The 25,447-nt window shown below is 66.4% G+C and carries 23 protein-coding genes; 10 read left to right on the top strand and 13 right to left on the bottom strand.

Going from position 1 to position 25,447, the window contains the following annotated elements; genetic code table 11:
• Positions 1–40: 40 nt before the first annotated feature.
• Positions 41–478 carry a type II toxin-antitoxin system VapC family toxin gene (locus tag AC1DDO_RS00870; RefSeq protein ID WP_476971230.1) on the bottom strand — a complete coding sequence of 146 codons (438 nt, stop codon included), beginning with the start codon at positions 476–478 and terminating at the stop codon, positions 41–43.
• On the bottom strand, positions 475–819 hold the full coding sequence (locus AC1DDO_RS00865; protein WP_476971229.1) for a YnfA family protein: 345 nt from the start codon (positions 817–819) through the stop codon (positions 475–477). Before AC1DDO_RS00865 ends, AC1DDO_RS00870 begins: the two co-directional genes overlap by 4 nt.
• A 222-nt stretch (positions 820–1,041) precedes the next feature.
• On the opposite strand from AC1DDO_RS00865, the gene ribA reads away from it, so the two are divergent.
• The 5 genes from ribA to AC1DDO_RS00840 all read left to right on the top strand — a co-directional run bounded on the left by ribA (position 1,042) and on the right by AC1DDO_RS00840 (position 6,815).
• Complete coding sequence (ribA, locus tag AC1DDO_RS00860; RefSeq protein ID WP_476971228.1) at positions 1,042–2,970, top strand: GTP cyclohydrolase II RibA; 1,929 nt, start codon at positions 1,042–1,044, stop codon at positions 2,968–2,970.
• 93 nt (positions 2,971–3,063) lie between these two features.
• On the top strand, positions 3,064–3,861 hold the full coding sequence (locus AC1DDO_RS00855) for a dioxygenase family protein (protein ID WP_476971227.1): 798 nt from the start codon (positions 3,064–3,066) through the stop codon (positions 3,859–3,861).
• A 191-nt stretch (positions 3,862–4,052) separates the two neighbouring features.
• Positions 4,053–4,910, top strand: coding sequence for an SDR family oxidoreductase (locus AC1DDO_RS00850; protein ID WP_476971226.1), 858 nt, complete (start codon positions 4,053–4,055; stop codon positions 4,908–4,910).
• A gap of 98 nt (positions 4,911–5,008) precedes the next feature.
• Positions 5,009–5,524, top strand: coding sequence for a universal stress protein (locus AC1DDO_RS00845; protein ID WP_476971225.1), 516 nt, complete (start codon positions 5,009–5,011; stop codon positions 5,522–5,524).
• Between the two features lie 121 nt (positions 5,525–5,645).
• On the top strand, positions 5,646–6,815 hold the full coding sequence (locus AC1DDO_RS00840) for a hypothetical protein (RefSeq protein WP_476971224.1): 1,170 nt from the start codon (positions 5,646–5,648) through the stop codon (positions 6,813–6,815).
• Between the two features lie 69 nt (positions 6,816–6,884).
• On the opposite strand, the gene trxB is transcribed toward AC1DDO_RS00840, so the two are convergent.
• Together trxB and AC1DDO_RS00830 are read right to left on the bottom strand one after the other, a co-directional pair.
• A complete protein-coding gene (trxB, locus tag AC1DDO_RS00835; RefSeq protein ID WP_476971223.1) occupies positions 6,885–7,862 on the bottom strand; it encodes a thioredoxin-disulfide reductase in 978 nt (325 codons plus the stop codon).
• A gap of 197 nt (positions 7,863–8,059) precedes the next feature.
• Positions 8,060–8,695, bottom strand: coding sequence for a LysE family translocator (locus tag AC1DDO_RS00830; RefSeq protein WP_476971222.1), 636 nt, complete (start codon positions 8,693–8,695; stop codon positions 8,060–8,062).
• Positions 8,696–9,039: 344 nt separating this feature from the next.
• Between AC1DDO_RS00830 and AC1DDO_RS00825 the strand changes: the two genes are divergently transcribed.
• Positions 9,040–10,635: an MFS transporter gene (locus tag AC1DDO_RS00825; RefSeq protein WP_476971221.1), complete on the top strand. Its 1,596-nt coding sequence runs from the start codon at positions 9,040–9,042 to the stop codon at positions 10,633–10,635.
• 8 nt (positions 10,636–10,643) lie between these two features.
• On the opposite strand, the gene AC1DDO_RS00820 is transcribed toward AC1DDO_RS00825, so the two are convergent.
• From AC1DDO_RS00820 to AC1DDO_RS00805, 4 genes are all read right to left on the bottom strand, one after another.
• Positions 10,644–11,312, bottom strand: coding sequence for a GAP family protein (locus AC1DDO_RS00820; protein ID WP_476971220.1), 669 nt, complete (start codon positions 11,310–11,312; stop codon positions 10,644–10,646).
• Between the two features lie 38 nt (positions 11,313–11,350).
• Positions 11,351–12,529 carry an AI-2E family transporter gene (locus tag AC1DDO_RS00815; protein ID WP_476971219.1) on the bottom strand — a complete coding sequence of 393 codons (1,179 nt, stop codon included), beginning with the start codon at positions 12,527–12,529 and terminating at the stop codon, positions 11,351–11,353.
• Positions 12,530–12,635: 106 nt separating this feature from the next.
• Complete coding sequence (locus AC1DDO_RS00810) at positions 12,636–13,022, bottom strand: hypothetical protein (protein WP_476971218.1); 387 nt, start codon at positions 13,020–13,022, stop codon at positions 12,636–12,638.
• Positions 13,023–13,131: 109 nt separating this feature from the next.
• Positions 13,132–13,572, bottom strand: a complete 441-nt coding sequence (locus tag AC1DDO_RS00805; RefSeq protein ID WP_476971217.1) for a hypothetical protein — start codon at positions 13,570–13,572, stop codon at positions 13,132–13,134.
• A gap of 232 nt (positions 13,573–13,804) precedes the next feature.
• On the opposite strand from AC1DDO_RS00805, the gene AC1DDO_RS00800 reads away from it, so the two are divergent.
• Positions 13,805–14,635 carry a class II glutamine amidotransferase gene (locus AC1DDO_RS00800; RefSeq protein ID WP_476866326.1) on the top strand — a complete coding sequence of 277 codons (831 nt, stop codon included), beginning with the start codon at positions 13,805–13,807 and terminating at the stop codon, positions 14,633–14,635.
• Between the two features lie 118 nt (positions 14,636–14,753).
• On the opposite strand, the gene AC1DDO_RS00795 is transcribed toward AC1DDO_RS00800, so the two are convergent.
• A complete protein-coding gene (locus tag AC1DDO_RS00795; RefSeq protein WP_476971216.1) occupies positions 14,754–16,370 on the bottom strand; it encodes a hypothetical protein in 1,617 nt (538 codons plus the stop codon).
• 316 nt (positions 16,371–16,686) lie between these two features.
• Complete coding sequence (locus AC1DDO_RS00790; protein WP_441408485.1) at positions 16,687–17,247, bottom strand: potassium channel family protein; 561 nt, start codon at positions 17,245–17,247, stop codon at positions 16,687–16,689.
• A gap of 152 nt (positions 17,248–17,399) precedes the next feature.
• Here AC1DDO_RS00790 and AC1DDO_RS00785 point away from each other — a divergent pair, with 152 nt between their 5' ends.
• Together AC1DDO_RS00785 and AC1DDO_RS00780 are read left to right on the top strand one after the other, a co-directional pair.
• Positions 17,400–20,048 (top strand): helix-turn-helix transcriptional regulator, encoded by a 2,649-nt coding sequence (locus AC1DDO_RS00785; protein ID WP_476971215.1) that lies wholly within the window; start codon positions 17,400–17,402, stop codon positions 20,046–20,048.
• Between the two features lie 138 nt (positions 20,049–20,186).
• The gene (locus AC1DDO_RS00780) at positions 20,187–20,639 is read left to right on the top strand and encodes a universal stress protein (RefSeq protein WP_476866322.1); all 453 of its coding nucleotides are present in this window, start codon (positions 20,187–20,189) and stop codon (positions 20,637–20,639) included.
• A gap of 100 nt (positions 20,640–20,739) precedes the next feature.
• Here AC1DDO_RS00780 and AC1DDO_RS00775 read toward each other — a convergent pair whose 3' ends face one another.
• The 3 genes from AC1DDO_RS00775 to AC1DDO_RS00765 all read right to left on the bottom strand — a co-directional run bounded on the left by AC1DDO_RS00775 (position 20,740) and on the right by AC1DDO_RS00765 (position 23,503).
• Positions 20,740–21,036 carry a hypothetical protein gene (locus AC1DDO_RS00775; protein WP_476971214.1) on the bottom strand — a complete coding sequence of 99 codons (297 nt, stop codon included), beginning with the start codon at positions 21,034–21,036 and terminating at the stop codon, positions 20,740–20,742.
• A gap of 177 nt (positions 21,037–21,213) precedes the next feature.
• Entirely contained in the window at positions 21,214–22,098 is an 885-nt protein-coding gene (locus tag AC1DDO_RS00770; RefSeq protein ID WP_476971213.1) for an IclR family transcriptional regulator, read from the bottom strand.
• Positions 22,099–22,249: 151 nt separating this feature from the next.
• On the bottom strand, positions 22,250–23,503 hold the full coding sequence (locus tag AC1DDO_RS00765; RefSeq protein ID WP_476971212.1) for a glycoside hydrolase family 1 protein: 1,254 nt from the start codon (positions 23,501–23,503) through the stop codon (positions 22,250–22,252).
• Between the two features lie 376 nt (positions 23,504–23,879).
• Between AC1DDO_RS00765 and AC1DDO_RS00760 the strand changes: the two genes are divergently transcribed.
• On the top strand, positions 23,880–25,436 hold the full coding sequence (locus AC1DDO_RS00760; protein WP_476971211.1) for an ABC transporter substrate-binding protein: 1,557 nt from the start codon (positions 23,880–23,882) through the stop codon (positions 25,434–25,436).
• Positions 25,437–25,447 lie beyond the last annotated feature (11 nt).

Raw genomic sequence — 25,447 nt, 5'->3', positions numbered from 1 at the left:
CTCCTCGGCTCTTAGGGCCGGCGGCTTGGGCCTGCGCTGCTTAGAGGTCCGCGCTTGGTTTGGCGTCTGTGGCGCGGGCGAGCAACACCTTGGGCTCCGCGATGCTGACCAGCCCCTGCACGGCCGTGGCCAGCGCGGCGTCGAGCGTCACGAACGCGTCCGCCTGAAGCCGGGTCAGTGCCACGTATTCGGCGTCGAAGGTGTCTTCCCATCCCAGCTGTTCGGCGAGCCGCCACGCGGCGCGCTGCAAGACGCGGTCCCCGAGGAGGCGGATGCGAAGGCCCCGCAGGTACTCGAGCTGACGGTCGGCCTCTGCCTGCGTCACGTCGCCGCGCCGGGCTGCCTGGTACAGGAGCGAGAGCACATGTGAGCGAAGAAGAGTCGGCGCCACGAGCTGGTGGTCCTGGGCGATCGCCGCTTCCTGGCGGGCGAGATACAGGGCCACATCCGGGCCAATCACGAACCGGGTCATGGTCATCGTCCGCCCGCGTCGCGGGGAACGAACATGATGACGGCCACCCCGAGGAGGCAGATCGCCGAGCCCAGGACGTCCCACCGGTCCGGCCGGAACCCGTCGAAGACCACGCCCCAGGCCAGCGAGCCGGCCACGAAGACGCCGCCGTACGCGGCAAGGATGCGTCCGAAGTGCGGGTCCGGCTGCAGTGTCGCGGCGAAGCCATAGATACCCAAGGCCACTACCCCCAGTCCGGCCCACCACCAATCCCGGCCCTCGCGGACGGACTGCCAGACGAGCCAGGCCCCGCCAATTTCAGCTGCCGCCGCCAGGACGAACAACAGGATGGTTTTTGCGATAGTCACGACTGCATCATGCCACTGCCCTGCCGCTTGTTCGTGCACCCCCGCCTGTGCGCACCTGCCCGCGATGCAAGCCGATCTCCTCCGCCGGGTCCGTCACACGGAGACTCCTCTTGCGTGACCGGCCACGCAACCGTATAACTTTAAGCTTCAAGTAAAATTGTGGGGAAGGCCGAAAGAGCTCGACGCCGGCTGCACCCCTTACCGAAGACCTGAGGACCTGAGATGAGCACTGTGTCAGAGACCATCGCCCGGGCGGCCACCGCCCCCGCAGCTGCTGTGCGCAGCCGGGTTTCGGTGCCGCTCCGCTTTCCGGACGGCTTCACCGCCGATGCCGAGGTGATGACCTTCAGTGGGCTCGCGGACGGAAAGGAGCACCTGCTGCTGGGCCTGGGCGACTGGGAGCGGGCAGTGCGGGACGATGCGCCCGGTGGCGCGGGACCCCTGGTGCGGCTGCACAGTGAGTGCCTGACCGGGGATGTGTTCGGCAGCCAGCGGTGTGACTGTGGCCCGCAGCTGCGCGAGGCCGTGGAGCGGATCGCCTACGCCGGCGGATTCCTGCTCTACCTCCGCCAGGAAGGCCGGGGCATCGGCCTGTATTCCAAGCTCGATGCCTATGCCCTCCAGGACGGCGGGCTGGACACCTACGAGGCCAACCTCGCCCTGGGCCACGGCGAAGACGAGCGGGACTACACGGCCGCGGCCCAGATGCTGGGGGCCCTGGGCGCCGGCGCGGTGCGCGTGCTCAGCAACAACCCGGACAAGGCCGCCCAGCTGAGGGACCTTGGCGTCGAGGTTTCCGCGCAGATCGCCACCGGCGTCCATGCCTCTCCGGCCAACCTCCGGTACCTGGCGGCAAAGCGCGACCACACCGCCCACACGCTCGTGCTGCCGTCCGACGCCGGAGCTGCCCGGCATGATGAGCCGCTCGCCATGCCGAAACTCAGCGCCCGCGCCGAACCGGCGGCCCGTTCCGGCGCTTCGGCACCTGCCGCTGTCCCATCACGCGAAGAGATGCTCGCCCGGGTCCAGGGGCTTATTCCGGCCCTGCGTGAGCGGGCCGCGGAGACGGAGGGGCTTCGCCGCATCCCGGACTCCACCATGGCGGAACTGCAGGCGGCCGAACTCTTTCACCTGCTTTCCCCCAAGGCCGTCGGGGGATTTGGAATGGACGTGGAGACCTACGCCGAGGTGGTCCGCCGGCTCGCCCGGGGCTGTGCCTCCACGGCCTGGACGGCGGGCCACCTGATCGAGCATGTCTGGATGCTCGCCCGGTGGCCGCGGAGGGCGCAGGATGAGGTGTTCGCGGCCGGCCCGGCTCCGTTGGCGGCCGCCACCGGTGCGCCGGCCGGTGTGGCCGACAAGGTCCCCGGAGGCTACGCCATCACAGGCCAGTGGAGCTTTGCCTCCGGAGTGATGCATTCCGGGTGGGCCCTGCTCGCCGCACAGCACGGCGGGGTGCGCCTGCAGTGCCTGGTTCCGCTGGCCGACGTCGAGGTCCTCGACGTGTGGGAGACGGCCGGCCTGCGCGGGACCGGGAGCAACGACATTCGCGCCGAGAACCTGTTCGTCCCGCAGCATCGAACGCTGGACTGGGACCTCCTGAGCGCGGAGGCCAACCCGGGAAGTGAGATCCACCAGGATCCGCTGATCCACACCCCCATGGGCCCACTCCTGAATATGGTCGCTCCGGCCGCCGCCCTGGGCTCTGCCGAGTACGCCGTCGAACTGTTCCGCGAGCTGATGATGGTGCGCAAGGTCAAGCACACGGTGGAGGCGCGACAGGCAGACGCGCCGCTCGCGCAGGTCCGCTATGCCCAGGCCTACGGCCTGGTGGCCACGGCTCGGCTGCACTGGCAGGAGGCAATCCGGGTGGTCGCAGCCTCTCATGGCCGCCGGCCCGCAACAATGACGGACCGGGAGCGCGGGGAATACCGCCTTTCCCTTGCACTGAGCGGCGAGGCGTCGGCGGAGGCGGTTCGGTTGGTCATGGCGGGATCCGGCGGGAGCGTCCACCGGCTGTCGCACCCGCTCCAGCGGATCCAGCGCGACATCAACGTCCTGATGAACCATGCGGCGCTCACCAGGGATCCCGTCCTCGAGCAGTCGGGCCGCGGCCTCCTTGGCCTCGGGTTCACTGTGCCCTCGTTCTGATTGTGCCCTCGTTGTGACAGTGCCCCCGTTCCGGCGGGGCAGGCGTCGGACAGTACACTTGAAGCTTCAATGAAATCGGGTTAGGATGGACCCATGACTCAGACAGCCGACCGGCCTCCCGTCCTCTTCCTCAGCCATGGAGCGCCCCCGCTGGCCGACGACTCCACGTGGACCCGCGAACTCAACGAGTGGTCCGGCACGTTCGGCAAGCCCAAGGACATCCTCATGGTCTCCGCCCATTGGGAGAACGCCCCAGTGACGCTGAGCGCCACCGGCCGTGATCCGGGGCTGGTCTACGACTTCGGCGGTTTCGCCCAGAAGTACTACGAGGTGGCATATGACGCCCCGCAGGCGCCTGAGCTGGCTGCCGAGGTGGAAAAGCTCGTGGCCGCCCACGGCCACCACGTGGCGCGCGACGAAAGCCGCGGCCTGGACCACGGTGCCTACGTTCCGCTGAAGGAGATGTACCCGGCGGCAGATGTGCCTGTGGTGCAGATGTCCATGCCGACGCTCGATCCGCAGGGATTGTTCGATCTCGGGGTGTCGCTGGGGCCCCTGCGCGACCGGGGCACGCTGATTGTCGGATCGGGATTCACCACGCACAACCTGCGCTGGTTCAATCCTGCCGGCGGACCGGACAGCACCCCGCCGGCGGTCTCCCGGGAATTCGACCACTGGGCCGAGGAAGCCATGGCCCGCGGCGATGTCGACTCCATCCTGGACTTCCTGAACAAGGCGCCGGCCGCACGCGAAGCGCACCCCCGCAGTGAGCACTGGGCTCCGCTCTATGTTGCCCTCGGAGCCGCCTACGGCTCGGGCGACATCCAGGCCAAGACGGCGATCGACGGATTCTGGTTCGGGCTGTCCAAGCGTTCCTGGACCCTGACCTAGACGCGAGGGCCGAACCCTTAGCGGAGCCGCGAGACCGCCGGCGTCGCACAACGAAACTGTCACACAACTTAACACTGGGAATGACCCGCACCGGGGGCCGGTTGTGAACCCCGGGCGCCGGTTCGCCGGGCTGCCAGAACTTGATGGACATCCCTTCTCGACAACTTCACGACGACTTCCAGGAGCGCAACATGACGATTGCAGTAACAGGTGCCACAGGACAGCTGGGCCGGCTGGTCCTCGAGGAACTGCTCACCACCCAGGAACCGGCCTCGCTCGTCGCGGTAGTGCGCGACGCCGCGAAGGCCGAAGATCTCCGTGCCCGTGGCGTGCAGGTGCGCGTAGCGGACTATTCCGATCCGGCCGCGCTCGAAGCCGCCCTCGCGGGCGTCGACAAGCTCCTGCTGGTCTCCGGCAGCGAAGTGGGCGCCCGGGTGGCGCAACACGCGAACGTCGTTACCGCGGCCAAAGCCGCTGGCGTCGGGTTCATCGCGTACACGTCCGTCCTCGCCGCGGACACCACCGAGCTGATCCTGGCGCCCGAGCACAAGGCAACGGAGGAGCTCATCCGCGCATCGGGACTCGGCTTCACATTCCTGCGCAACGGCTGGTACACCGAAAACTATGCCCAGACCGTGGCAACTGCGCGGCAGACGGGCGCCGTCGTGGCCGCCGCCGGTGACGGCCGGGTAGCCAGCGCCACCCGGGCGGACTACGCCGCGGCCGCCGCAGCCGTTCTCACCTCCGCCGGGCACGAGGGCCGGACCTACGAACTCTCCGGCGACCACGCCTGGGACTTCGAGGAACTGGCGACGGCGATCACCGAGCTCGCGGGCAAGGAAGTCGTGTACCGGCCCGTTTCGGCACCCGAACTGGTTCAGCTCCTGACCGCTGCCGGGCTGGACGAGGGCACTGCCGGATTCCTCGCCGCCCTCGATACGGACACCAAGGCCGGGCTGCTGGCTACCGTCACCGGTGAGCTGTCCGGCCTGATCGGACGGCCGACGACGCCGCTGCTGCAGGCTTTGGCGTCGGCCGCGGCAAGCTGATGCCCTGCCCCTGGGGGACCGGGAATGGGCATAATGAAGGCGTGAAATCTCTGCACGCCCCCGGGGCATAGGCTGCCCGTCCGTGGGAGCCGCGACTGATGGACGACGTGGAACCGCCAGCTGATCCCGGTCAGGCCGGCGACGGGCCGTGGTTGGACGGCCCGCTCGTTCTCGGCGTGCCCTGGGAATTCGACGAGCGGCTGGTACGGGCCGCAGCAGGGCTCGCATCAATCATGAGGGCGCACCTGATCTGCGCGTTCGTTGACCCGGCGAGCTACCTCACGGAGTGGGACCAAGCCGGCTACCGGGACGGCACGTCCCTTGATCCTGTCCGAAACCTGGAAGCCGAGTTCCCGGCCCCGCAACTGCTCAACTCTCTGGAGGGCATTCTTGGGGTGCCCGGCGGAACCTGGTCCTTCCGGGTGTTGAACGGGGAAGTTGCCCGGGCGCTGGTCCGGCTGGCGGAAAGCACGGATGCGGCCGCGCTGATCGTCGGCGGCCAGCGGCCCGGCCGGGTTGCCCGGATGAGCCGGCTTCTGGAAGGCTCGGTCAGCGTGAACCTGACGCGCCTGCAGGGCCGTCCCGTGCTGATCATTCCGCACCCGGGGCAGTAGGCCGCCGCCGGCGCTGCACTGGACGTATCTGGCCGGGTTTCATCCGCTCCGGGTGACGGCACCGGCCCCACAGGGGCCATAGCGTGGGGTTACCTGCAACCCCGGCGAATCGAAGTGAGTGATGTCGGACCCAACCCACCGCGCAGCCGTCACGTCCGAGTCGCGGGCGCTCGTCATCGGCAGTGCAGGCTTCCTGGTCCTCGGCGGCGTCGCGCTTCTGCTCGTCGGGCGGGAACCTGTCGCATTGTCCGGCCGCGGTTCGGCCGGTGACATGGCTGCGCTCGGCACCGCGATTCTGGGGGCCGGGGCAGTGGTCGCCGGCTGCGTCCAACGCAGGCAACAACCGCCACCGGCGGCTCCGGCGGCTCCGGCAGCATCGGCCCGGTCCGGCCGGCTCCGCACTGCCATCGACATCGCCGCCCTCGCACTGACCCACGCGTCCATCTTCCTGCTTGGCTGGCTGGCGCTCTTCGCGATCTTCCAGCAAGCGTTCCTCGGCGCGGTCCTCTACCCCGTGGCAGCCGCCGTCCTCGTCGGAACCACCGGGGCCGTCAGCGCCTACATCGCCTACCTCTCGGCGCTCAGCATGACCGCCTACCGGCTGGCAGCGCTCCTGGCCGGGTTCCTCGTCACTGGTGTCCTCACCAGCATGCTCACTGCGCAGGACCCGCTGTGGTGGCAAGAGCACCTCAGCGCCCTCGGCGCGAGCTCCGATATCTCCGGGGTGACGTTCAACTTCACCTTGATCGTCGCCGGCGTCGTGGTCACCACCCTGGCGGGCTACTCCACCCTGACCCTGGCGACGGCGGCGGCGACCCCGTCCGCGCGTCACCGGGTCAGGCTGCTCGAAAGCGGGATCGTCCTGTTGGGGATCTTCCTGGCCTGCGTCGGCGTGTTCCCCGTGGATGAGCGCTTCGGCCTCCACACCCTGGCCGCGTCCGGCATGGTGGTGGTGTACGGGTCCCTGATCGTCCGGATCCGCGCCCTGGTGCCGTCCATCCCGGCGACCTTCGCCGCGCTCGGCTGGGTCTTCCTCGCTGCGATCGTCACTGCCGCGGTGCTGTGGTTCCCGGTCGGCTATTACAACCTGACCGCTGTGGAGCTCATCGCCGCCCTGCTGATCTTCTCCTGGCTCATCGTCCTGATCCGCAACCTCGCCGCCGTCGACGCCGACCAGTTTGACGCCGACCAGCTCGACGCCGACCGCCCGGCGAACCAGCAGCCGCAGCCCGACGCCGCGGTGGCCAAGCCTGGTCCGGCCGCACAGGATGAAGAAGCGGCTGAGCCGTGAGTGCCGCCAGCCGGGCCACGGCGACGGCGGCGCCGTCGCGGTCTAAGCAGTGGTCCAGGAAGTGAGCGCCTACGAGTGGGTGGGCTCCTCGACCAGGGCGGTGGCGATGCTGTCCGCATCTTCTAACGCCGCGAGGTAGCGTTCGGCATCGAGGGCCGCGGCGCAGCCGGTACCGGCCGCCGTGATGGCTTGGCGGTAGCGGTGGTCCACGGCGTCCCCGCATGCGAAGACCCCGGTCAGGTTGGTGACCGTGGTGGGGGAGTCCACTTTGATGTAGCCCTCGGCGTCGAGGTCAATCTGGCCGGCCAGCAGCTCGGTCCGGGGGACATGCCCAATCGCCACAAAGATCCCGGTGGCGGCCTGTTGGCGGGCTTCGCCGGTCCGGGTATCCGTCAACGTCACGCCCGTGACCTTGGCCTCGCCGTGGATGGCAGTGACGGCGGAGTTCCAGGCGAACCTGATTTTTGGATTGTCCTTGGCACGCTGGGCCATGATGCGGGAGGCGCGAAGCTCGCCCTTGCGGACAACCACCGTGACGGTCTTCCCGAAGCGGGTCAGGAACGTGGCTTCCTCCATGGCGGAGTCGCCGCCGCCGACCACGATGATGTCCTGGTCGCGGAAGAAGAACCCGTCGCAGGTGGCGCACCAGGAGACGCCGTGGCCGCTGAGTTTCTTCTCCTCGGGCAATCCGAGCTCCTTGTACGCGGAGCCCGTGGCGAGGATGACGGCGGGCGCCTCATAGGTGTCCCCGGCGCCGGTGACCACGCGCTTGAGGTGGCCAATGAGGTGGACTTCGGTGACGTCGTCGAAGATCACCTGGGCGCCGAACTTCTCAGCCTGTTGCTGCAGGCCGTCCATGAGCTCAGGTCCCTGGATCCCGCCGGGGAAGCCGGGGAAGTTCTCTACCTCGGTGGTGTTCATCAGGGCGCCGCCGGCGGTGACCGCCCCCGCGATGACGAGCGGCTCGAGGCCGGCCCGCGCGGCGTAGATTGCCGCGGTGTAACCGGCAGGACCGGATCCGACGATGATCAGCTGTTGGTTGCTCATGGAAGACTCCTGGTTTCTGCGGGGCCAAAACCGTCGGCATGACGTCATTCCAACTGTAGCGATGGATGCCACGGGTGGCAGGATGCGCCGTTCATCGCGCACACAGTCCCGGTAGGCCATCACCCGTTTCGAATGACCCGTGGTAGCTCGGCAGGATGGGCGCAGCTTTCCGCCGCGTTTTGAGCGGAGAGCCGCGGCTAAGCGGAGACCAGGGTCTTCGTCAGGATCGTCCCGCCAACCCCGACCAGGACCGCGCCTGAACCCCCGACGATGATCCGGTTGGTTCGGGGCCGGGCGAGGACGGTGGTCACTTTCTTGAGCCCGCTGACCAGCAGCACGTACCAGGCCAGGGCGATCAGGAGAAAGATGCCCGCCATCAGTGCGTGCTGGGCAAGGGCAGGCAGCGGGGCGACGTTGAATTGCGGGAACAGCGACAAATAGAAGACGGCGACTTTCGGGTTGAGCAGGTTGCTCACCATTCCTTGCACGAAGGGTGAACTGCCGCGGGAGGGGCCTTCAGCCTGCGGTACCGCCGGTTGCTTGTGCTTCCTGGCAAAGGCCTCCGCGAGGGCCCGGGCACCAAGGTAGAGAAGGTACGCGGCCCCGGCGATCCGTATTCCGGTCCCAAGGGCCTCCGATGCCTCCAGCAACGCCGTGACACCGAGGACGGCCAGTGCGGCAAGGATCGTGTTGCCCACCATGATTCCGGCGGCGGCTGTTGCCGCTGCCCGCGGGCCGCGGGCCGCGTTCCTGAGGACGAGCGCAAAGTCGGGGCCCGGGACGAGGACGACGACGAGGCAGGTGAGCACAAAGGCCGTCAGCTGTTCGACCATGGTGGATTGCCTCCGGGGGCTGGTTCTTGGGTGGGGCGGAATAAGAAGTCTGCCCCGCAGTTAAGCCGGGGCCAGTCTCCTAGGTTAGGCCATCGCCGGGGGTGGCTGGAGTCCTTCGTTGCCGGCTGGGGACGGCGAGCGCCGAAACCTCACCCGCCGGGAATGATCCGGCCGTGGTGGCGGACAGCTAGCGTGGCATCAGCATCGCACTACGGTGGGCTCTGGCGGGGTGCGTTCCTGGAGGGCCGGGCCCGTGCGTGCGCCCGCCCGGTCTACGGCAGAGGAGGCGGCATGTCCGGCTGTGAATTGATCTGGGACGCGGCGGGCCGCGGGGACGGCCCACAATGAGCTCTCCCGACGGCGCCGCCGCGCAGACGGTGCCGTTCAACCAGAAGCTCGCTCTGCTGCTGGCGATGGCGATGTTCGTCCTCGTGGTGGACACGTCGATCATGAACGTCTCGATCTCCGCCGTGGTGAACGACATCGGTGCGACCGTCAGCGGACTCCAGTCGACAATCGCCCTTGAGGCGCTCGTTTCAGCGGCCTTCATCCTGATCGGCGGCAAGATCGGCGACCTGATCGGGCGCAAGCGCGCTTACGTCATCGGGCTTTGCTGCTACGCCATCGGCGCCATCGCGATGACCCTGGCCCAGACTCTGCTCCCGATCATCATCTGCTGGGCCCTGATCGGCGGCCTTGGTGCCTCGCTGCTCCTTCCTGCCATGCAGTCCCTCATCCACGGAAATTTCGAGGGAGATGCCCAGCACAGGGTCTATGCCCTGGTCGGAGCCTCGGCAGCGATTGCTGCCGCGGTCGGGCCTCTGCTCGGCGGCTTCCTCACTACGTTCCTGTCCTGGCGCGTCGCCTTCCTGCTCGAGGCCCTCATCATCGCGGTCGTCCTGTCCGGAATCAGGCTCGTCAAAGACGTGCCGTACACCGGGCCGCGGGAACTGGATCTCTTCGGATCATTCCTGTCCATTGTCGGCATGGGCGGCGTCGTGCTCGGCATCCTGGTCTGGCAAGAAGGCGGCGAGGCTGTCGGCGCGCTCCTGGCCGTGGGTGCCGTCGGTCTGGGCGGTCTGGTCTACTGGCTCGTTCAGCGCAAACGCCGCGACAAGCCGACGCTGCTGGACCCGGACCTGTTCCAAACCAAAACGTTCCGCTTTGGTGCCACGGGACAAATGCTCCAGCAGATCGCCCTGGGCGGCACCATGATCGTGCTGCCCATCTACCTTCAGATGGTGCTTGGATACAACGCCATGCAGTCAGGTCTGTCGATCGCCCCGCTTTCGCTGACCATGTTCGTGGTCGCCATGATCGCCGGGAAGAGGTCCGGGAGGCGGCGCCCGGCCAGCCTCATACGGTGGGGCTTCCTGTTCCTGGTCCTGGGTTTGGTGGTGCTGGTCCCGGTCGTGCCGCGCGCGGACTCCGGCTGGTGGCTCCTGATCCCGCTGATCATTTCAGGATTTGGCCTTGGGCTGCTGGTATCCCAGCTGAACAACTACACCCTGTCCCCGATTTCGGACGAGCGGGTCAGCGAGGCCGCCAGCGTGAATTCGGCCGCGGGATCGTTCGGTCTGTCCTTCGGTCTCGCGTTCGCCGGCGGCATCATGCTCGCATCGCTGTCGGCCATCTTCATCGGCTTGTCGAATGCCAGCACGGTCCTCCCGCCAGCAGAGAAGCAGCAAGTCGCGACGGTACTGGAAGACGACGCCCAGGTGATGAGCGATGCTCAACTCCAGGAACAGATCGCCGGCCAACCGCAGGACATCCAGAACGAAATCATCCGAATCAACACTGAGGCACGGCCCCTGGCCCTCCAGATCGCATTATTCGTCCCGATCCTTGCCGGCCTCGCCGGGCTCGGCACCTCTTTCCGCATGGTTCGGATCCCCGATCCCAAGCCCGCTGGCGCCGGTGAGGGGACTCTCCTGGGCTAAGTTCCGGATCAGAGCTGCACAAGGCTGTAGCCGACGACGACGAGCCCGATCGCCAGGGTGACGATCGCCGCGATCCTGCGTCCGTGGCGCTGCAGCCAGTTGTAGAGCGTAGTCAGGGGCGCTTGGGCGCGCTCCGGGGACTGGAGCCACACAGCGACAGGAAGAACGACGGCGGACTGCGCCACGACGGCGTAGGCGAGGACCAGCAGACTTCCTTCCAGTGTCGACGGTTCCTGGACACTGATCACGGCACCTGCCGTGACGGCCAGCAGGATTGCCTTGGGACGAAGGTTCAGGCCCAGGCCCAGGACAGCGAATTCCCAGGGTCGGGCGGAGCGGAACCTCGAGGTCATCCTGCCCAGCATGGCATTCTCCCGCTGGCCCTTGCTCAGGAACAGGAACAGGGAGTACCCAATCAGAAGGACACCGATCACGATGGCAAACTGGGCCACCCATTCGTCCCTGCGCAGGAGCGGTGGCCTTACGGGCAGGAACTGCAGCCCGACCGCCGAGAGGCCCACCACTACAACAGAACCTGCAAGGCTGCCGATCAGGAAGGGAAGGGCTCCGCGGCGTGGATCCGGGGAGAGCAGGATCATGATCGTCACACTGACAGGCACAGTGCTCATCGCACCGGCGACGGCGAACAGCAGCAGGCTGGTGACGGTGCTCAGCATGCGTTCTCACCTGTCCCGGGCAGCGCCCTGGCGGCGCGTCATGCCTTCGGCGCGGTGCTGGTGCCGGTGCTGGTACCGCTGCCGGTGTCCGGCTGGCCAGGCCGTAGCCGGCCGCGACGGGCGCGGATCGCCTCGTCCTCTTCTTTGAGGAGATGTTGAACGTCTGTCCTGTCGCCCGTCAACGGCCGCCACCATGCGAGCGCGGGATCGGAATCGAGCAGGAGGGCGCGGACGAAGAGCGTCAGGGGGACGGCGAGGACAGCGCCGACGGGACCGAGGACCACGGCCCAGAATAGGACGGAGACAAAGGTCAGGGTCTCGCTGAGCGACACGGCGTTGCCCACGTACTTCGGCTGGACGATGGACTGGATGACGCTGTTGATCCCGCCGTAGACGATGATGATGGTCACAACGGTGGTCCAGCCGCCGGTGAGGAATCCGAAGAACAGCGGCGGGATGATCGCGATGAAGTACCCGATGTTGGGGATAAAGCTGCAGATGAAAGACAACAGGCCCCAGAGCAGCGCCCCTGGGACTTGCAGGATGACCAGGACCAGCCAGTTGAATATGCCTTGGGCGAGCCCGAGGACCGTGGTGGCGACCATATAGCGGCGCACGCCGGTTCCGAAGACGTCGAAGGCGGCGACCAGTGCCGGGCGGTGGTAGTTCAGGTGGGTCAGGATCACAGGTACCCGCGAGCCATCGATTGCCATGAGGATGAGCATTGTCAAAATGATCACGAGGCTGGTGACCAGGCTCGCGATGTTCCCCAGGAGGCCGCCGAGGAACCCGATGATACGGCCGGGGGTAAACCCGTTCAGGACTTCCTGGGCTTGCTGGGGGCCGAATCCCGCAGATTCCAGTGCACTGGAAATTGTGGCGCCGAGCTGTTGCATTTGGGGGGCGTATTGCGGCAGCAGCGCGGAGAACTGTGCCAGTGAGGCGATGAGGACCGCGGCGAAGGCGGTCAGCAACCCGAAGACGGCCGCGATGGTGGTTCCCGTGGCTATTCCCCGGGGAATTCCTCGTCCTTGCATCCAGCGGCGCAGGGGGTGGACACACAGAGTGAGCACAAACGCAAAGAACACCGGTGTGACAATTCCCCGCATCGCACCGAGGCCGAAAGCCACCACGGCCGCGCCGGCCAGGGCGAGCAGGATGGTTACGCTGCGGGGGAGGGCCGGACGTGGACCGGGTTCGGATGATGCCGGCTCCATTGGGCCCTCCTTGGTTCAGCCTGGTTCCACCTTAGGGGCGAGGAGGCGTGCTGAGTAGTGACTTCATTGTGGCCTGTCCCCGACTATGAGGGATCCCCAATCCGAGTCAGACGACTGCCTTGCTCTTGATCCGGTCGAACTCCTCCGGAGTGATGGTTCCAGCGTCCATGAGGGCCTTGGCCTTGGCGATCTCCTCACTCGGACTGGCCGAGGCAGCCTGGCGGATGTAATCATCGGTTTCCGCCCGGCTCTTGCGGGCCGCCTCCGTTGCCCGCTTCGTCATTCCCTTGCCGCGCGCGACCATGTACGTCAGAACGGACAGGAGGGGAACAAACACCAGGAAGAGGATCCAGACGGCCTTCCACCAGCCGCTGAGTTCGTGGTCGCGGAAGAGGTCGCCGATCACCATGAACAACGCCCACAGGAAGGCGAAGAACGCATAGAAGATAAACATCCACCATAAGAATTCCCAAAAGTTCTGGAAGAAACTCATTTTCGCTTCCCTGCTTTCCATTGGCGGGCGTTCAATTGGCGAGGCGTTGCTTGTGAACGGGACCCTGTGCGGGTGATGGGGCCACAGGCCCGGGTCCCTGGCGGCTGTTTCAGCATTTGGCGTCATTCGTGAGGTCGCTGACGGCGGCCTGCACGTTTGCGGCTTCGTCCCGCAGGGAGTTGATTGCCTGGGTCAGGGTGGCGGTGTCGGGAACGGCGTTGACGGCGGCACCAAACTTCTGTTGGGCGGTCTTGACGGCATCCACGCGATCCTTGGCTGCGTCACCGGCTGCCGTGACCAGATCGTCGTAGGCTTTCGCCACCTGCTCCCGGGCCGACCGGATCTGCTCCAACGTGGCACCTGGCTTGAGGGTGTCCTTGAAGTTCGTCAACGCTGAGGAGAATGCAGCGGAGGCGGCGCATACCGGTGAAACGCTCGGAGTCTGGCTGGTGGCGGGGCTGGCGTTCGGACTTGTGGTGCTGCAGCCCGTCAGCAGCCCGATTGCCGCACAGAAGGCAATCAGCGCGAGGACTGGTTGTGGTCTCGACACTGCAAGGCCCCTTTCTCCGTGGACTCGCGTACTTTTCATGGCTCGCGCCTGGCAGCCCTATCACTGGCAGGTACAACCAGTGTTGGCTTCGGACCCGGCGGGCGCCTCACCCGCCGGGGGTGATCCTGCAGGCGGTGCGCGCGCGCGCCCGCGACCGGTCGAATCACCCCCGGATGATGATGTGCGGGTCCGGTACACGTGATGGACTGCTGTCCAAAACGAGGAGGACGTCATGTGCCGTTGGCTCGCGTATTCGGGGTCGCCCGTGAAACTTGATGATCTTTTGTACAAACCTGTCCACTCACTGGTAATGCAGAGCAAACACGCACGCATGGGAGTCGAGACGACCAACGGCGATGGCTTCGGTGTTGGCTGGTATGGATCGGCGCCGACTCCCGGAGTGTTCCGCAGCACGGAGCCGGCCTGGCACGACCGCAACCTCCGCGAATTATCCGCCCTGGCATCCGCCGGGCGCGTTTTCGCCCACATCCGCGCCACAACCGGCTCGGCGATCCAACAGACCAACTGCCATCCGTTCCGGCACGGCCGCTGGCTGTGGATGCACAACGGGCTCATCACCGATTTCCCGACGGTCAAGCGCGACTTGGCCTTCGCCGTCGAGCCGTCGCTGTTTCCGTTGATTGAGGGAGCGACGGACTCGGAGCTGTTCTTCTACGTCGCGCTCACCTTCGGCCTGGAGAAGGACCCGCGTGCTGCGGTCGCCTCTGCGGTTGGACTGATTGAAGACGTAGGCAAGCGCCACGGCATCCAGTACCCCATCCAGATGACTGTCGCAACCACCGACGGCGAGACCACCTGGGCGTTCCGCTACTCCAGTGAAGGCATGTCCCGGACACTGTTCCACAGTGCCGACATCTCCACGCTTCGCGCCCAGTACCCGGACAACGCGATGCTCCAGGAGCTCTCCTCCGACGCGCGCGTGGTGGTTTCCGAGCCGCTGGGGGATCTGAGGGGGGCATGGAGGGAAATACCGGAATCAACGTGCCTGGTGGTGCACGGAGGCGGAGAAGACCTCTTCCCGTTCACGCCTACAGCCCCCTAGCGCTGGCTGCTGCCCGGCAACGGCCCCGCCCGCAATTCTGGCCCCCGCAATCCAGTGCGCTGAAGAAGTTTCAGGGCACTGGATCCCGCACGCCGAGTCCTCTAGAGGATCCCGTTCCTCAAGGAAGAGGGATCGTGGGGTTCGGCTCGTCCGGGGGGCGATCCTTGGCGGGCTTCTCAGCCTTGGCGGGTTTCGCCGGAGGCGCCGGCGCGGGCACCGGCTCCGTTGGAGCCACCGCCGCGGACTCCGGGCCGGGCGCGGTGACGGGCTTTACCGGGGCCATCGTTGCTGTAGCCATCGCCGCGGGCTCCCGGCCGGGCACCGATAGTGGTCCAGGGGGAGGGGCCGGGGGCCCCGTGACGGGCTCGGTGGCGGACGCTTCGACGTCCGGGCCGTCCGGGCCGGCCGCAACGGCGGGGCGGCACAGCAGTTCGACCAGGAGAATGGCGAGCACCGCAACGACCGCTGTCCAGATGGCGACGGCCGCCGTCGGGTCCTGCCAGAAGATCAGAACCAGCACGGCGATACCAACTATCGTGGCTTCCAGTATCCGCCGGTATCGGGCCAGCCAGCGCTGCCACGGTCGGGCCTGGCTGGCGCCGACTTTCCCGGTGATGTAATCTCCCGCGCTCGCAAGCCCGTGCCGGACAAATTCCGCGGGGCGCGAATGACCGCCGAGGAAAGCTGCCACGGCAATGATGAGTCCCACCGCGAAGACAAGGCGCAGGCTGTTGCGTAGGGGCACCAGGAGGGTTTCCACCAGGCTTTGGGCCGCCGCCGGGGACACGGAGTCTGGCGGAATCGAATTCAGGAGGACGGTGCGGCCGATGACCAGTCCCAGTGCCAGCAGCGCCATGGCTATGGCCACCGCCAAACCGACGCCGCTGATGGTGCTCCGTTTCCTGCCACTCGGGGCCACGGCAATCGCACCAGCGGCGCTAATCACCGTCAGCCACGCCAAGATGGGGGCGGTCGCATCCAGCGTTCGGATGGCGTTCGTGGCCCGGACCAGTTCGGGAGACTGGAACAGCGTGATCTGCGCGTCAACGTCCGGAATGCGGGCGGCAATGCCGACCCCCTGCTGGACCAGGGCACTCTTGACCTGGGCGATGATCTCCTTGGTAGAAATCGTCACAGTGCCGTTTTGGTCGATAGTTACAGTTCCGCCGGAGCTGCCGGTGGCGAGGTTCACCAGGCCCTGGTGGGCCACCCGGTTCACCTGCACCCAAAGACCCTGGAACTGCGGTGTGGCGACGAATTTGGAGACAGCGGTATGAATGAGGTTCTTAGTCTGCTCCGCAATCGCCGGCGCCAGACCGGTGATCACCGCGGCAACACGTGGCGCCGTCTTGCTCAGTTCGTTCAGCGCGTCCGCAATGACGGTCTTGAAGTCCACGGCGTCGGTGATCTGTTGTGTGACCTTGTCCGCGATCTCGGCCTGGATCGCCGGGTCGGAGGCCAAGGGAGCCACAGTTGCGACGTAGCGGTCGGTGTCGATGAGTTCACTGCGCAGGTACATGGCGGGCACGGCGGCGAAGGCCAGCACTGCAGTCAAGACCACCAGCACTATGGCGATAACCCGGCGGGCCAGCCCCGAATGCGACCTGGCCGGCCTGGGTGGTGCCTTTCTGGCCTCGTCCCGTTCCTGCTGCAACCGGGCAACTTCCGCACGCAGCCGGAGTATTTCTTCCTGGTCCGTGCCGCTGGAGCTCGGGGACTGATCTTGGAGAGACATGGGGTTCCGCCTAGGTAGCAACTCGTCGACCCGGCCCGATGTACCGCGGTTGGGCACTCATGACAATTTTCATTGTCCACGCGGTGCGTCCGTCCAGCCCCACCCACATAGGGTGATCTGTTCGTGCCGGGGAAGGGTTGCCGTCCCTGCCGCGGCGCGGCGGTTCGGGCCACGCTGGGCCGCCTGGCGCCTCGCATCCGCGTCCTGCCAGGAGTTTGATGGGCCGCTACTTTGTACTCGGGAGAATTTCCCGCCTACCTTCACCACATTGGCGCTGCATCATCTGTTTTGGGTGATGCAGCAAGGCTGCTTGGGCCTACCGGCCCAGACGGCGGCCGGCAGCGAAGAAGGCCACTTTGACCACTAATAGGAGCACTCCCAGATCAGCAATCATTTGGACGGAAACCACTGCCCGCGCCAGTTGGCTCACCGGAGTAATGTCGCCGAAACCGACGGTGGCAAAGGTGGACGTCGTGAAGTACAGGGCGTCTGTTTTGTTCAAGGGTTCGCTGAATGAGGATGGATCCGTTAGCGACATTGACGTGTAAAGCAGTCCGAAAAGGCACAGAAACATGAGAACGGCTTCGACCACGGTCACGGCGGCCCGGACCTGGGGGATATGCGCCGAGAGGATCATCCGCACTTGAAGGGACATGGCGGCGAGAAATACCACGACGACGGCGGCCAGGCGGATCCACGCGGCCGCCGGATTGTCCACGTTGAATCCCGATATTGGAATTACGAAGTAGAGGGCGAGGATTAGCACGGAAAATGCAGCCAGGCGTGCCGCAGCAAAAATAAGGACCTGCCTCCGCCCGGCTTTATCGAGGTCATGGAGGAAAATCGGGTCCATCTGGCTTCCGTGCTTCGTAGCCATGACTGATGATACCCCCGCCCCACATTTACCGGCGCGCCGCGGGAACGTGGGCGCCGGCTGCTATTTGGCCGCGCAAAGCGAAGGCGCACAAGGGGTCTTTGCGCCCTGTTAGGGCCCTTTTGCGGCCGCCTAGCATGTGCTATGTGGGTGAAATGCAGAATGCTGGATGGCTGCCTGGTCCTCAGTTCAAGATCCGGCCACCGCTGCGCGGTCTCGGAGCGTTGGCGCGTCCGCGCCTGGACAACGCCCTGTCCGCATCCGCCGATTCGCACCGTCTGACGCTGGTCGCAGCGCCGGCCGGCTACGGCAAGTCCACGTTTTTAGGCGACTGGGTCCGCCACTGCGACCTGCCGTGCGCATGGCTGTCGCTCGATCGGTTCGATACCGAACCGGCACGGCTTTTTCACGGGGTTGTCGGGGCGATCCAGCGCGCTGCCGGCACGGTGCCCATGCCGGGCAACGATGCATTGCTGGCCCTTGACCAGAGCCTCGCCCATGACCGGGCTGCCTCCTACGACCTTTTGCTCCGGGCCCTCGAGGAACTCACGGAGCCGATTGTCCTCGTGATCGACGACGTCCACTTGGCCGGGCCGGGGCTGGCGACTGGAATCGTGGGCGTCCTCGCCGCGTCGGCGCCCCCGTCACTGCGGCTGGTCCTCTCCGGACGGGGCCACACGTCAATCCAGCTGGAGAGGTTCAGGTACGGCGAGGGCCTCGGTGAACTGCGCGCCGCTGAGCTTGCCTTCACGCAAGAGGAAGTCGCCCAATTTGCCTTCCTGCTGGGACAAGACGCAGCCTTTGACGCTGGTTCCCTGTGGAGAATGACTGCCGGCTGGCCGGTCGCCGTGCACGCGGGAATCGCCTCGCTGGCGCAGGCGGGCAACGTGCCGGTGCCGATGCCTGTCACGGCGCCGGGGACCACAGCAGCGCACGTACCGCTCGCCGACTACGTCGCGGAAGAAATCCTCGACCAACTCGAACCGTCACTGGCTGAGTTCATCTTGCGGGCCACCACCTGCGACTGGCTAGGCCGGCGGCTCGCCGTCGAACTCTATGGCCGGCCGCACGGCGGCGTGCTGCTTGAGGAATGCCTCCGCAACGGCCTGTTCATCGAGGAGCACGACTACCGCGGCGGCGAATCGATGTACCGCTGGCATTCCCTCTTCGCGGCGCAGTGCCGACGAATACTGGAGAGGCGCGACCCACTGCTTGCTGAGCGCCTGCACCGAGTGGCGGCGCGCTACTACCAGGATTCCGACGTCGTCGAGTGCGCAGCCCAGGCGCTGCAAGGGCGCGCGCCGCGGCAGGCCGTGATGTCGCTCGGCGCGCACTGGCTCGACTTCGTTCTGGGAAACGATGTCCAGAGCCTGGAACGGCTTTGCCGGGACCTGCCGGCGCCGTGGAGCGAGGACCCAGAGATATTGATGATCAGATCCGTCTGCCGCATGCTTTCCGGCGACAACGCGACGGCGTCCGAGCTCACAGACCGGGCACTGTCGCGGACCTATGTCCTGGATGCGCTTCGCCGCCGGAGACTTGAGGCGTGCCGGGCCCATTTCGAGCCGATGCCTGCCGTCGGTCGCCAGGACGTCCACGCTGCCCCGGCCGAGGGCGGCAGGCCGATCAGGGAGATTTCAGAGGACAGCCACTCTGCCGCCAGTTCAACAGGACTGTTCCTCCTTGCCCAGGCGGAATTTCGGCTGCACCGCACCGGCGACCTCGCGGCAGTCCTGCTCCAGTCAGCCGGCGGAAGCGGCAATCTTGAGCGGTTGGAAGCCATAGACATCGGTGCTCAGGCGGATCTTGCGCTGGCGTTTGCAGGAGCCGGTGATCTGGTGCGGGCCGCGGAGAGTGCCACGAGTGCCCTGGAGCGGGGTGAGGCCCTGGGCTGGAATTCGCAGGAACGGATGGCTCCGGCCTGGCTGGCCCGCGGCATTGCATGCTACTGGAACGACGACCTGGCGGCTGCCCAAAAATACCTGGCGAGGGCCCAGCGATTGGGCAGCGAGCTATTCCCTTCAGGACCGCTCAGTGTCATTTATCGGGTACTGACCGATTGTGCCATCGGGGATCCGGACCGGCTCGCAGAATCCAGCTCGGCGCTGGAATCCTTCCACGCCCGTGGACTCTACAGCGTGTCATGGAACGCCCTGCACACCATTGCCAGGGCGAAGGTCGCTGACGCCCAGGGCGACCTGGAGGGGGCCTTGGCGATCGTGCACCCACTCGGCGCTGGCGGACATGGGGCGCTGGCGGATTCGCTGCTGGCGGAGCTGCTGTGTCGCGGAGGCGAGATCGACGCCGCCCAACGCTGCACGGAGTCATTGACTGGCCGGCGCGGCAACTCCTATGTCGACACCTGCGCGAGCCTGACGGAGGCGCTCGTGGCCCTCGGAACCGGAGACACGGCCGCGGCGCATGAACGGATTGAACATGCGGTCCACCGTGCCGAGCCCGAGTCCGTCTTTCGGCCCTTTGCGGAGCGGAAAGAGGAACTCGCGGACCTGCTGGTGCAACACGCCGTGTGGGGCACCGCCCACGAGTCCTTCATCGCTGCCCTCATGGCACGTGATACCCAGAGCGGGGCCCGGCTCCGGACACAGTCCTACTGGAGCCTGACGGAGCGCGAACGCGAAGTGCTGGCCTACATGCGCTCCATCATGACCGCGGCCGAAATCGCCGACGCGCTGTACATATCGGTGAACACGGTCAAAACGCATGAACGGTCCATTTACCGGAAACTCGGGGCCGGAAGCCGGCGCGATGCCCTCAAAACGGCCGCCAAGCGCGGCATCGTTTGAACCGGCAGCAGGCAAGGGTGGAGCCGGACAATTCACCCGGACTGGGTGAGGCCCAGGCCGGCAGGGAGGCTGAGACTTGGTGTAGCGCCGGGGTGCCCGGGGATGGCCTCCGCAAGATGACGGTGAAAGTCTGGAATCATGACAAATTCGGATCCTTTTGTGATTGTGGTCGGGTTTGACGGCTCCAAGCAATCGCGCGGCGCCCTCGAATGGGCCGTGGACGAGGCCCGGTACCGCGATGCCGAGCTGCGGATAGTGACTGTTTGGAGCAAAGCGCCGATGTCCTGGTATCCCGCGCTGCTGGAAACAGCCGCCGGGGAGGTCGTGGCCGAAGCGTCTCCGGAACAGCAGGCCGAGGCCCTCGGCGCTGAGGCGGCGCGGGCAGCCGAGGGCGTGAACGCGGTGACGCGGACCGTCCACAGCGACTCGGCGGCGTCGGCAATTCTTGACGCCGCGCGGGAAGCCAATCTGGTGGTGGTCGGCTCACGCGGCCACGGCGGATTCGCGGGCCTGCACATCGGATCGGTCTCAGCGCAGGTGGCCGGCCACTCGCCGTGCCCTGTCCTGGTGGTCCGTCCGATAGCGTCTTGAGTCTCCGGCAGCCGGCCGGGGCTGACTGGCCGGTCAGCCGGAGACTCGCGACGGTGTTACTTGTTCGGTGTGAATTGTCCGGCCTTAGGGCAGGACCTTCTTACGGCAGGACCTTGTACAGGTCGATGACCGTTTCTTCCGGCGGCGAGGCGAAGCCACCCTCAATGCCTTGCTGCATCCGGGGCAGAAGGATCGTGTCGCGGAATTTCTCCCAACTCTCCTTCGATTCATGGACTGCCATGATGGTCCAACCGCCCGCGGACGACCCGCCGGCGTGGAAGATCTGGCCTTCCGGCAGGAGCCCCTCGCCTGGATGGACTGCTGCAAGCGACGCTTCGTACTGCTCCTTGGTTCCTCCCGGGAAAAAGTGCACGACTCCGTAGGGCGCGGTCTCCATTGCTACTCCTAGGCTGGTGGATGGGACTGGACAAGGCCAGTCCTAGACTCCGCTACCGGGCATGTCAAGTAGTTATCCAACCGCAAGTCCGTGCCGCAGCGGCCCGATCCGCGCCACCGCCCGGACGTCGCGCCCGTGGGCGATTGAACGGTCCTGTTGGCGGCCAGGCCCTGCGCCCTACGCCTGCGCCTGGTGGCGCACGCCGGCACTGGCCTCCGCTGTGAACCCGAGGTTTCGGGAGACCGCCCTGGCTGTTGCCTGGACTGCCGGTGCCAGCACGTTCGGGGGAGTACCGCCGTCGGGAACCACTATGGAAAGTGCCGCGACGACGGCGCCCTGGGCGTCGAATATGGGGGAGGCCACGGAGACTGTCCTGGACGGCGCCGACCTTCTGATCATGGCGACCCCCGTGCGGCGCACGTCGGACAACGTGCGCCGCAGCTGCCCCTCCGGCATGGCGTCCACGCCGGCTTCCTCATCAGCGGGCTGCCTGATGACGGCTTCCTGGAACGCCGTGTCCGCGCCGGCCAGCAACACCAGGCCGACGGCGGTGGACCGCAGGGGAGCCCGGCCGCCCACCCGGTAGGCCACCTCGGTAGCCTGCCTGGAGGACAGCCGTTCAATGAGCACGGCCTCGTCCTTGTCACGGACCGCCAACAGGACGTGGTGGCGGGTAACTTCGAAAAGGTCCTCGAGATAGGGCAGCGCGATTTCCCGCACGCCATGGCCGCGAGGCGACAGTGATGCGACTTCCCATAGCCGTACCCCCACAACGTAGCGCCCGTCGTCGAGCCTTTCCAACGCGCCCCAGGCCACCAGCCGGCCGATGAGCCGGAGCGCTGTCGGCGCCGGCATGTCCGCGTACCTGGCCATTTCGGAAAGCGTCAGGGCGCGGCGCCGGTCCGTGAACACGGCGAGCAGGCTCAACGCACGGTCGATGACGGGTTCGCCCTGCTTTGGCCGTTTGCCGCGCGCCGGAGCGGCGGTGCCGGGAGTGGGGGTGCCGGGAGTAGGGGTTGCGGGCCCGGCGGTGTCCGGATCCCTTACGGGGACTGCTGTCATTTCAAACCGTTCCTCTTTCGCCGCCAGTGACCCCCACCACACTAGTGTTTCGCCCAATGAAACCCCTAGCCGGCGCCCGGATGTGGCGCCGGGATATGGCGCCCACCGGATGTGGCGGTCTGGGTGGGGCGTCACCTGCGGCGGTGCCGGGTCAAACGGACTGAGCCACCTTCGCCTTGGCCAGGCTGCCAAGGAACTTGGCGCTCTCCTTCGGGGTCCGCTCCTGCGTTGCCCTGTCCACCGCGATGAGGCCGAACTTCGGACCGTAGCCAAAAATCCACTCAAAGTTGTCGAAGGCGGTCCAGGCGATGTAGCCGCGGACGTCGATGCCGTCGGCCAGGCAGGACGCCACGCCGGCCACCGCCGTGCGGAGGTAGGCCAGCCGCTTGGAGTCGTCCTCGGTCGCCAGGCCGTTCTCCGTGACCATCACGGGGATGCCGGCGATCCTGGCCGCCTCCCGGATGGTCGCCTCGAGGGCTTCGGGGTAAATCTCCTCGCCCATCTGGTTCGTCTCGGCACCCTCAGGGGCCGGCGCGACGCCGTCCGGCCCGAAAACCGTGCGGCCGTACGTCTGGATCCCCACGAAGTCGTCCTCCCGGGACGCCGCCAGGAAGCGTTCGTTGACTTCCCGGCGGATCCTGTCCGCCCGGTCCTGGCCGCCGTCGGCTGCCTGGATGTCGGTGTTGGCCAGGGTCCACCCCACCGGGAGCTCTGGCCGGACCGCTTTGATGGCGGCCCGGCCCTCACGGTGCGCCGCGAGCTTGATATCGAAGCCGGCCTCGGAGACTGTGAACTGGAAGGGCGCCACGCTGCTTGCCTCGATCCCGAGCCGGTCCGCCGCGGCGGCCCAGAGCGGCACGCTTGCCCTGCGCTCGGGGGCCTCACCGCCCAGGCCGAGTTCCTTGAGCAGCCACGGGAGGTTCGGCTCGTTGAGTGTGCAGGCGACGCCAATGAGGTCGCCGAGGTGCCTCATGGCCCGGTCGCAATAGCGGGCAAACCGTGCGGGGGTCCGCGGGTCCTCCCAACCGCCGGCCGCGAGGAGCCAGAGGGGTGAGGTGAAGTGATGGAAGGTGACCACCGGAGTGAGTCCGTGCTCATGGCAGGTTTCGAGCATGCGGCGGTAGTGGTCGAGTTCCGCCACTGAGAAATGGCCTTCTTCGGGCTCGATGCGTGCCCATTCAAGCGAGAAGCGGTAGCTGGTGAAGCCCAGGCTGGCGATCAGGGCAATGTCCTCGCGGTACCGGTGGTAGTGGTCGACGGCGTCGCCGGATGGTTCGGCGAAAATCGTCCCGGGCAGCCGCTCCAGGAACCAGCAGTCACTGTTGACGTTATTTCCTTCCACCTGATGGGCTGCGGTGGCCACGCCCCAGAGAAAATCCTGCGGGAAAGCAAAAGAGTCGGTCATCTGGTTCCTTTCGGTGTGAGCGTCAGGCGACAGTGCCTGGGCTGACTGTCCATCCTCGGTGCTTAATGGCGGACCAGGGATAGCCGTTTTCATTGGTTGAAAGACCCATCGCTGCCCGTCCACTGCATCGCGCCTCGGCCGGAGACCCGCCCGGAGTGACCCCCGCCACAATACTTTTCCAATCAATGACATTGAAGTGTTTCCGTTTGAGGCGGCGCCGTGATCCTTGAGTGAGCCGGTCACCGAGACCCATCGACGAGAGGGGCACCGGCGCAAAGGCCCGGAGAGCCGGTCACAGACGACCGGCATACAGGCCGCCAGGCTCCCCCAGGATGTTGACCCCCATTTGTTGAGAAAGAATGCGAAGGCGCACCACATGAAACTTCTGAACTCCACCGCACGACGGAGCGCGGCCGTTCTGGCCGGGGCGCTTCTGCTCAGCCCGCTGACCGCCTGCGGCGGCTCCGGGCAGGCGGCGTCAACCGTTGACAAGAGCACGCTGACCATCGGCGTCGAAAGCGACAGCGCCTCCTTCGGCTTTGACCCGCTGCGCGTCTCGGACGCACAGCGGCAGTTCTTCGAAGGCCTCTACGAGAACCTCATGACCCTGCAGCCTGACGGCTCGGTTGGTCCGGGCCTGGCCACCGGATTCAGCTACAACGCCGACAGCACCGTGCTGACGTTGACACTCAAGCAGGGGGTGACCTTCACGGACGGGTCCACACTCGACGCCGCACTCGTGAAGGCCAACTTCGACCGCCGCACCGATCCCGCACTCTCGGCGTACTCGGCCATCGCCAAGGGCGGCGCACAGGAAGTGACGTCCGTTGATGTCCTCAGCCCCACCCAGGTGGCCCTGACTTTCGCCAAGGCGCAGCCGGGCTTCGAGAAGAACCTGTCCTCCACACTGGGCATGATCGTCGGCAAGACCGGGGCCGCGGATTCGGCGAACCTCGCGGCCAAGCCGGACGGCTCAGGACCGTACACATTGGATTCCGGGACCACCGTGAAGGGCAACAAGTACGTCCTGCAGAAGAACGACAAGAGCTCCGACGCCGCGAAATACCCCTACAGCAAGATCGTCTTCAGCGTCATTCAGGACCCGCAGGCACGCGCCAACGCCCTGGTCTCCGGCCAGGTGGACGTGGCCCAGCTGACGTCACCCACCGTTGACTTCGCCAAGGCCAAAGGCGTGGGAGTCTCCCAGATCGGCGGCACCGTCCAGACCATGATCGCCTTCGACAAGACCGGCAAGACGTCGCCGGCGTTCGCCAGCGAAAAGGTCCGCCAGGCCATCCAGCACGCCATCAACCGCAAGGCCCTGGTGGATGCACTGCACAAGGGGGACATCGCCACCTGGAACGCCGTGCCCAAGGATTCCGCCGGATTTACGACGCAGCTGGAAGCCACTTTTGCCTATGACCCGGAGAAGGCCAAGAGCCTCCTGGCCGAGGCCGGCTACGCCAACGGCTTTGACTTCACCATCGTCGCCAGCGCCACCACCCAGACGGATCTGCAGGCCGTCCAGAAGGATCTCGCCGCCGTCGGCATCACCATGAACGTGAAAATGGCGACGTCGACCGATGAGGCGTTTGCCGCCGTCGCCACCACCCCGCTGGGCTACGCGCCGCTGGGGTGGGACAACCCGGTGGGCTTGATGTACGGCGCCATCCTGAGCGGCTTCACCAATGTCCAGAAGGCCACGGACGACCAGCTCACGGCCGCCACGGGCGAGGCCGCCGCTGCCAAGGACGATGCCGCCCGCAAGGCCGCCTTGACCAAGCTCAACACGCGGCTGGTTGAGTCCGGCTGGTTGATCCCGCTGTTCGAATCCCTGACCAACCAGGGCTACAACACCAAGAAGGTCAAGCAGGTGGACTTCGCAGGCAGCAACGTCTACCCGCTGCTCTCGTCCTACGCACCGGTTAGCTGACCACCGATCCT

This window comes from Arthrobacter sp. 10N43 (assembly GCF_056394525.1).
This window is presented reverse-complemented; position numbering and strand designations above follow the sequence as displayed.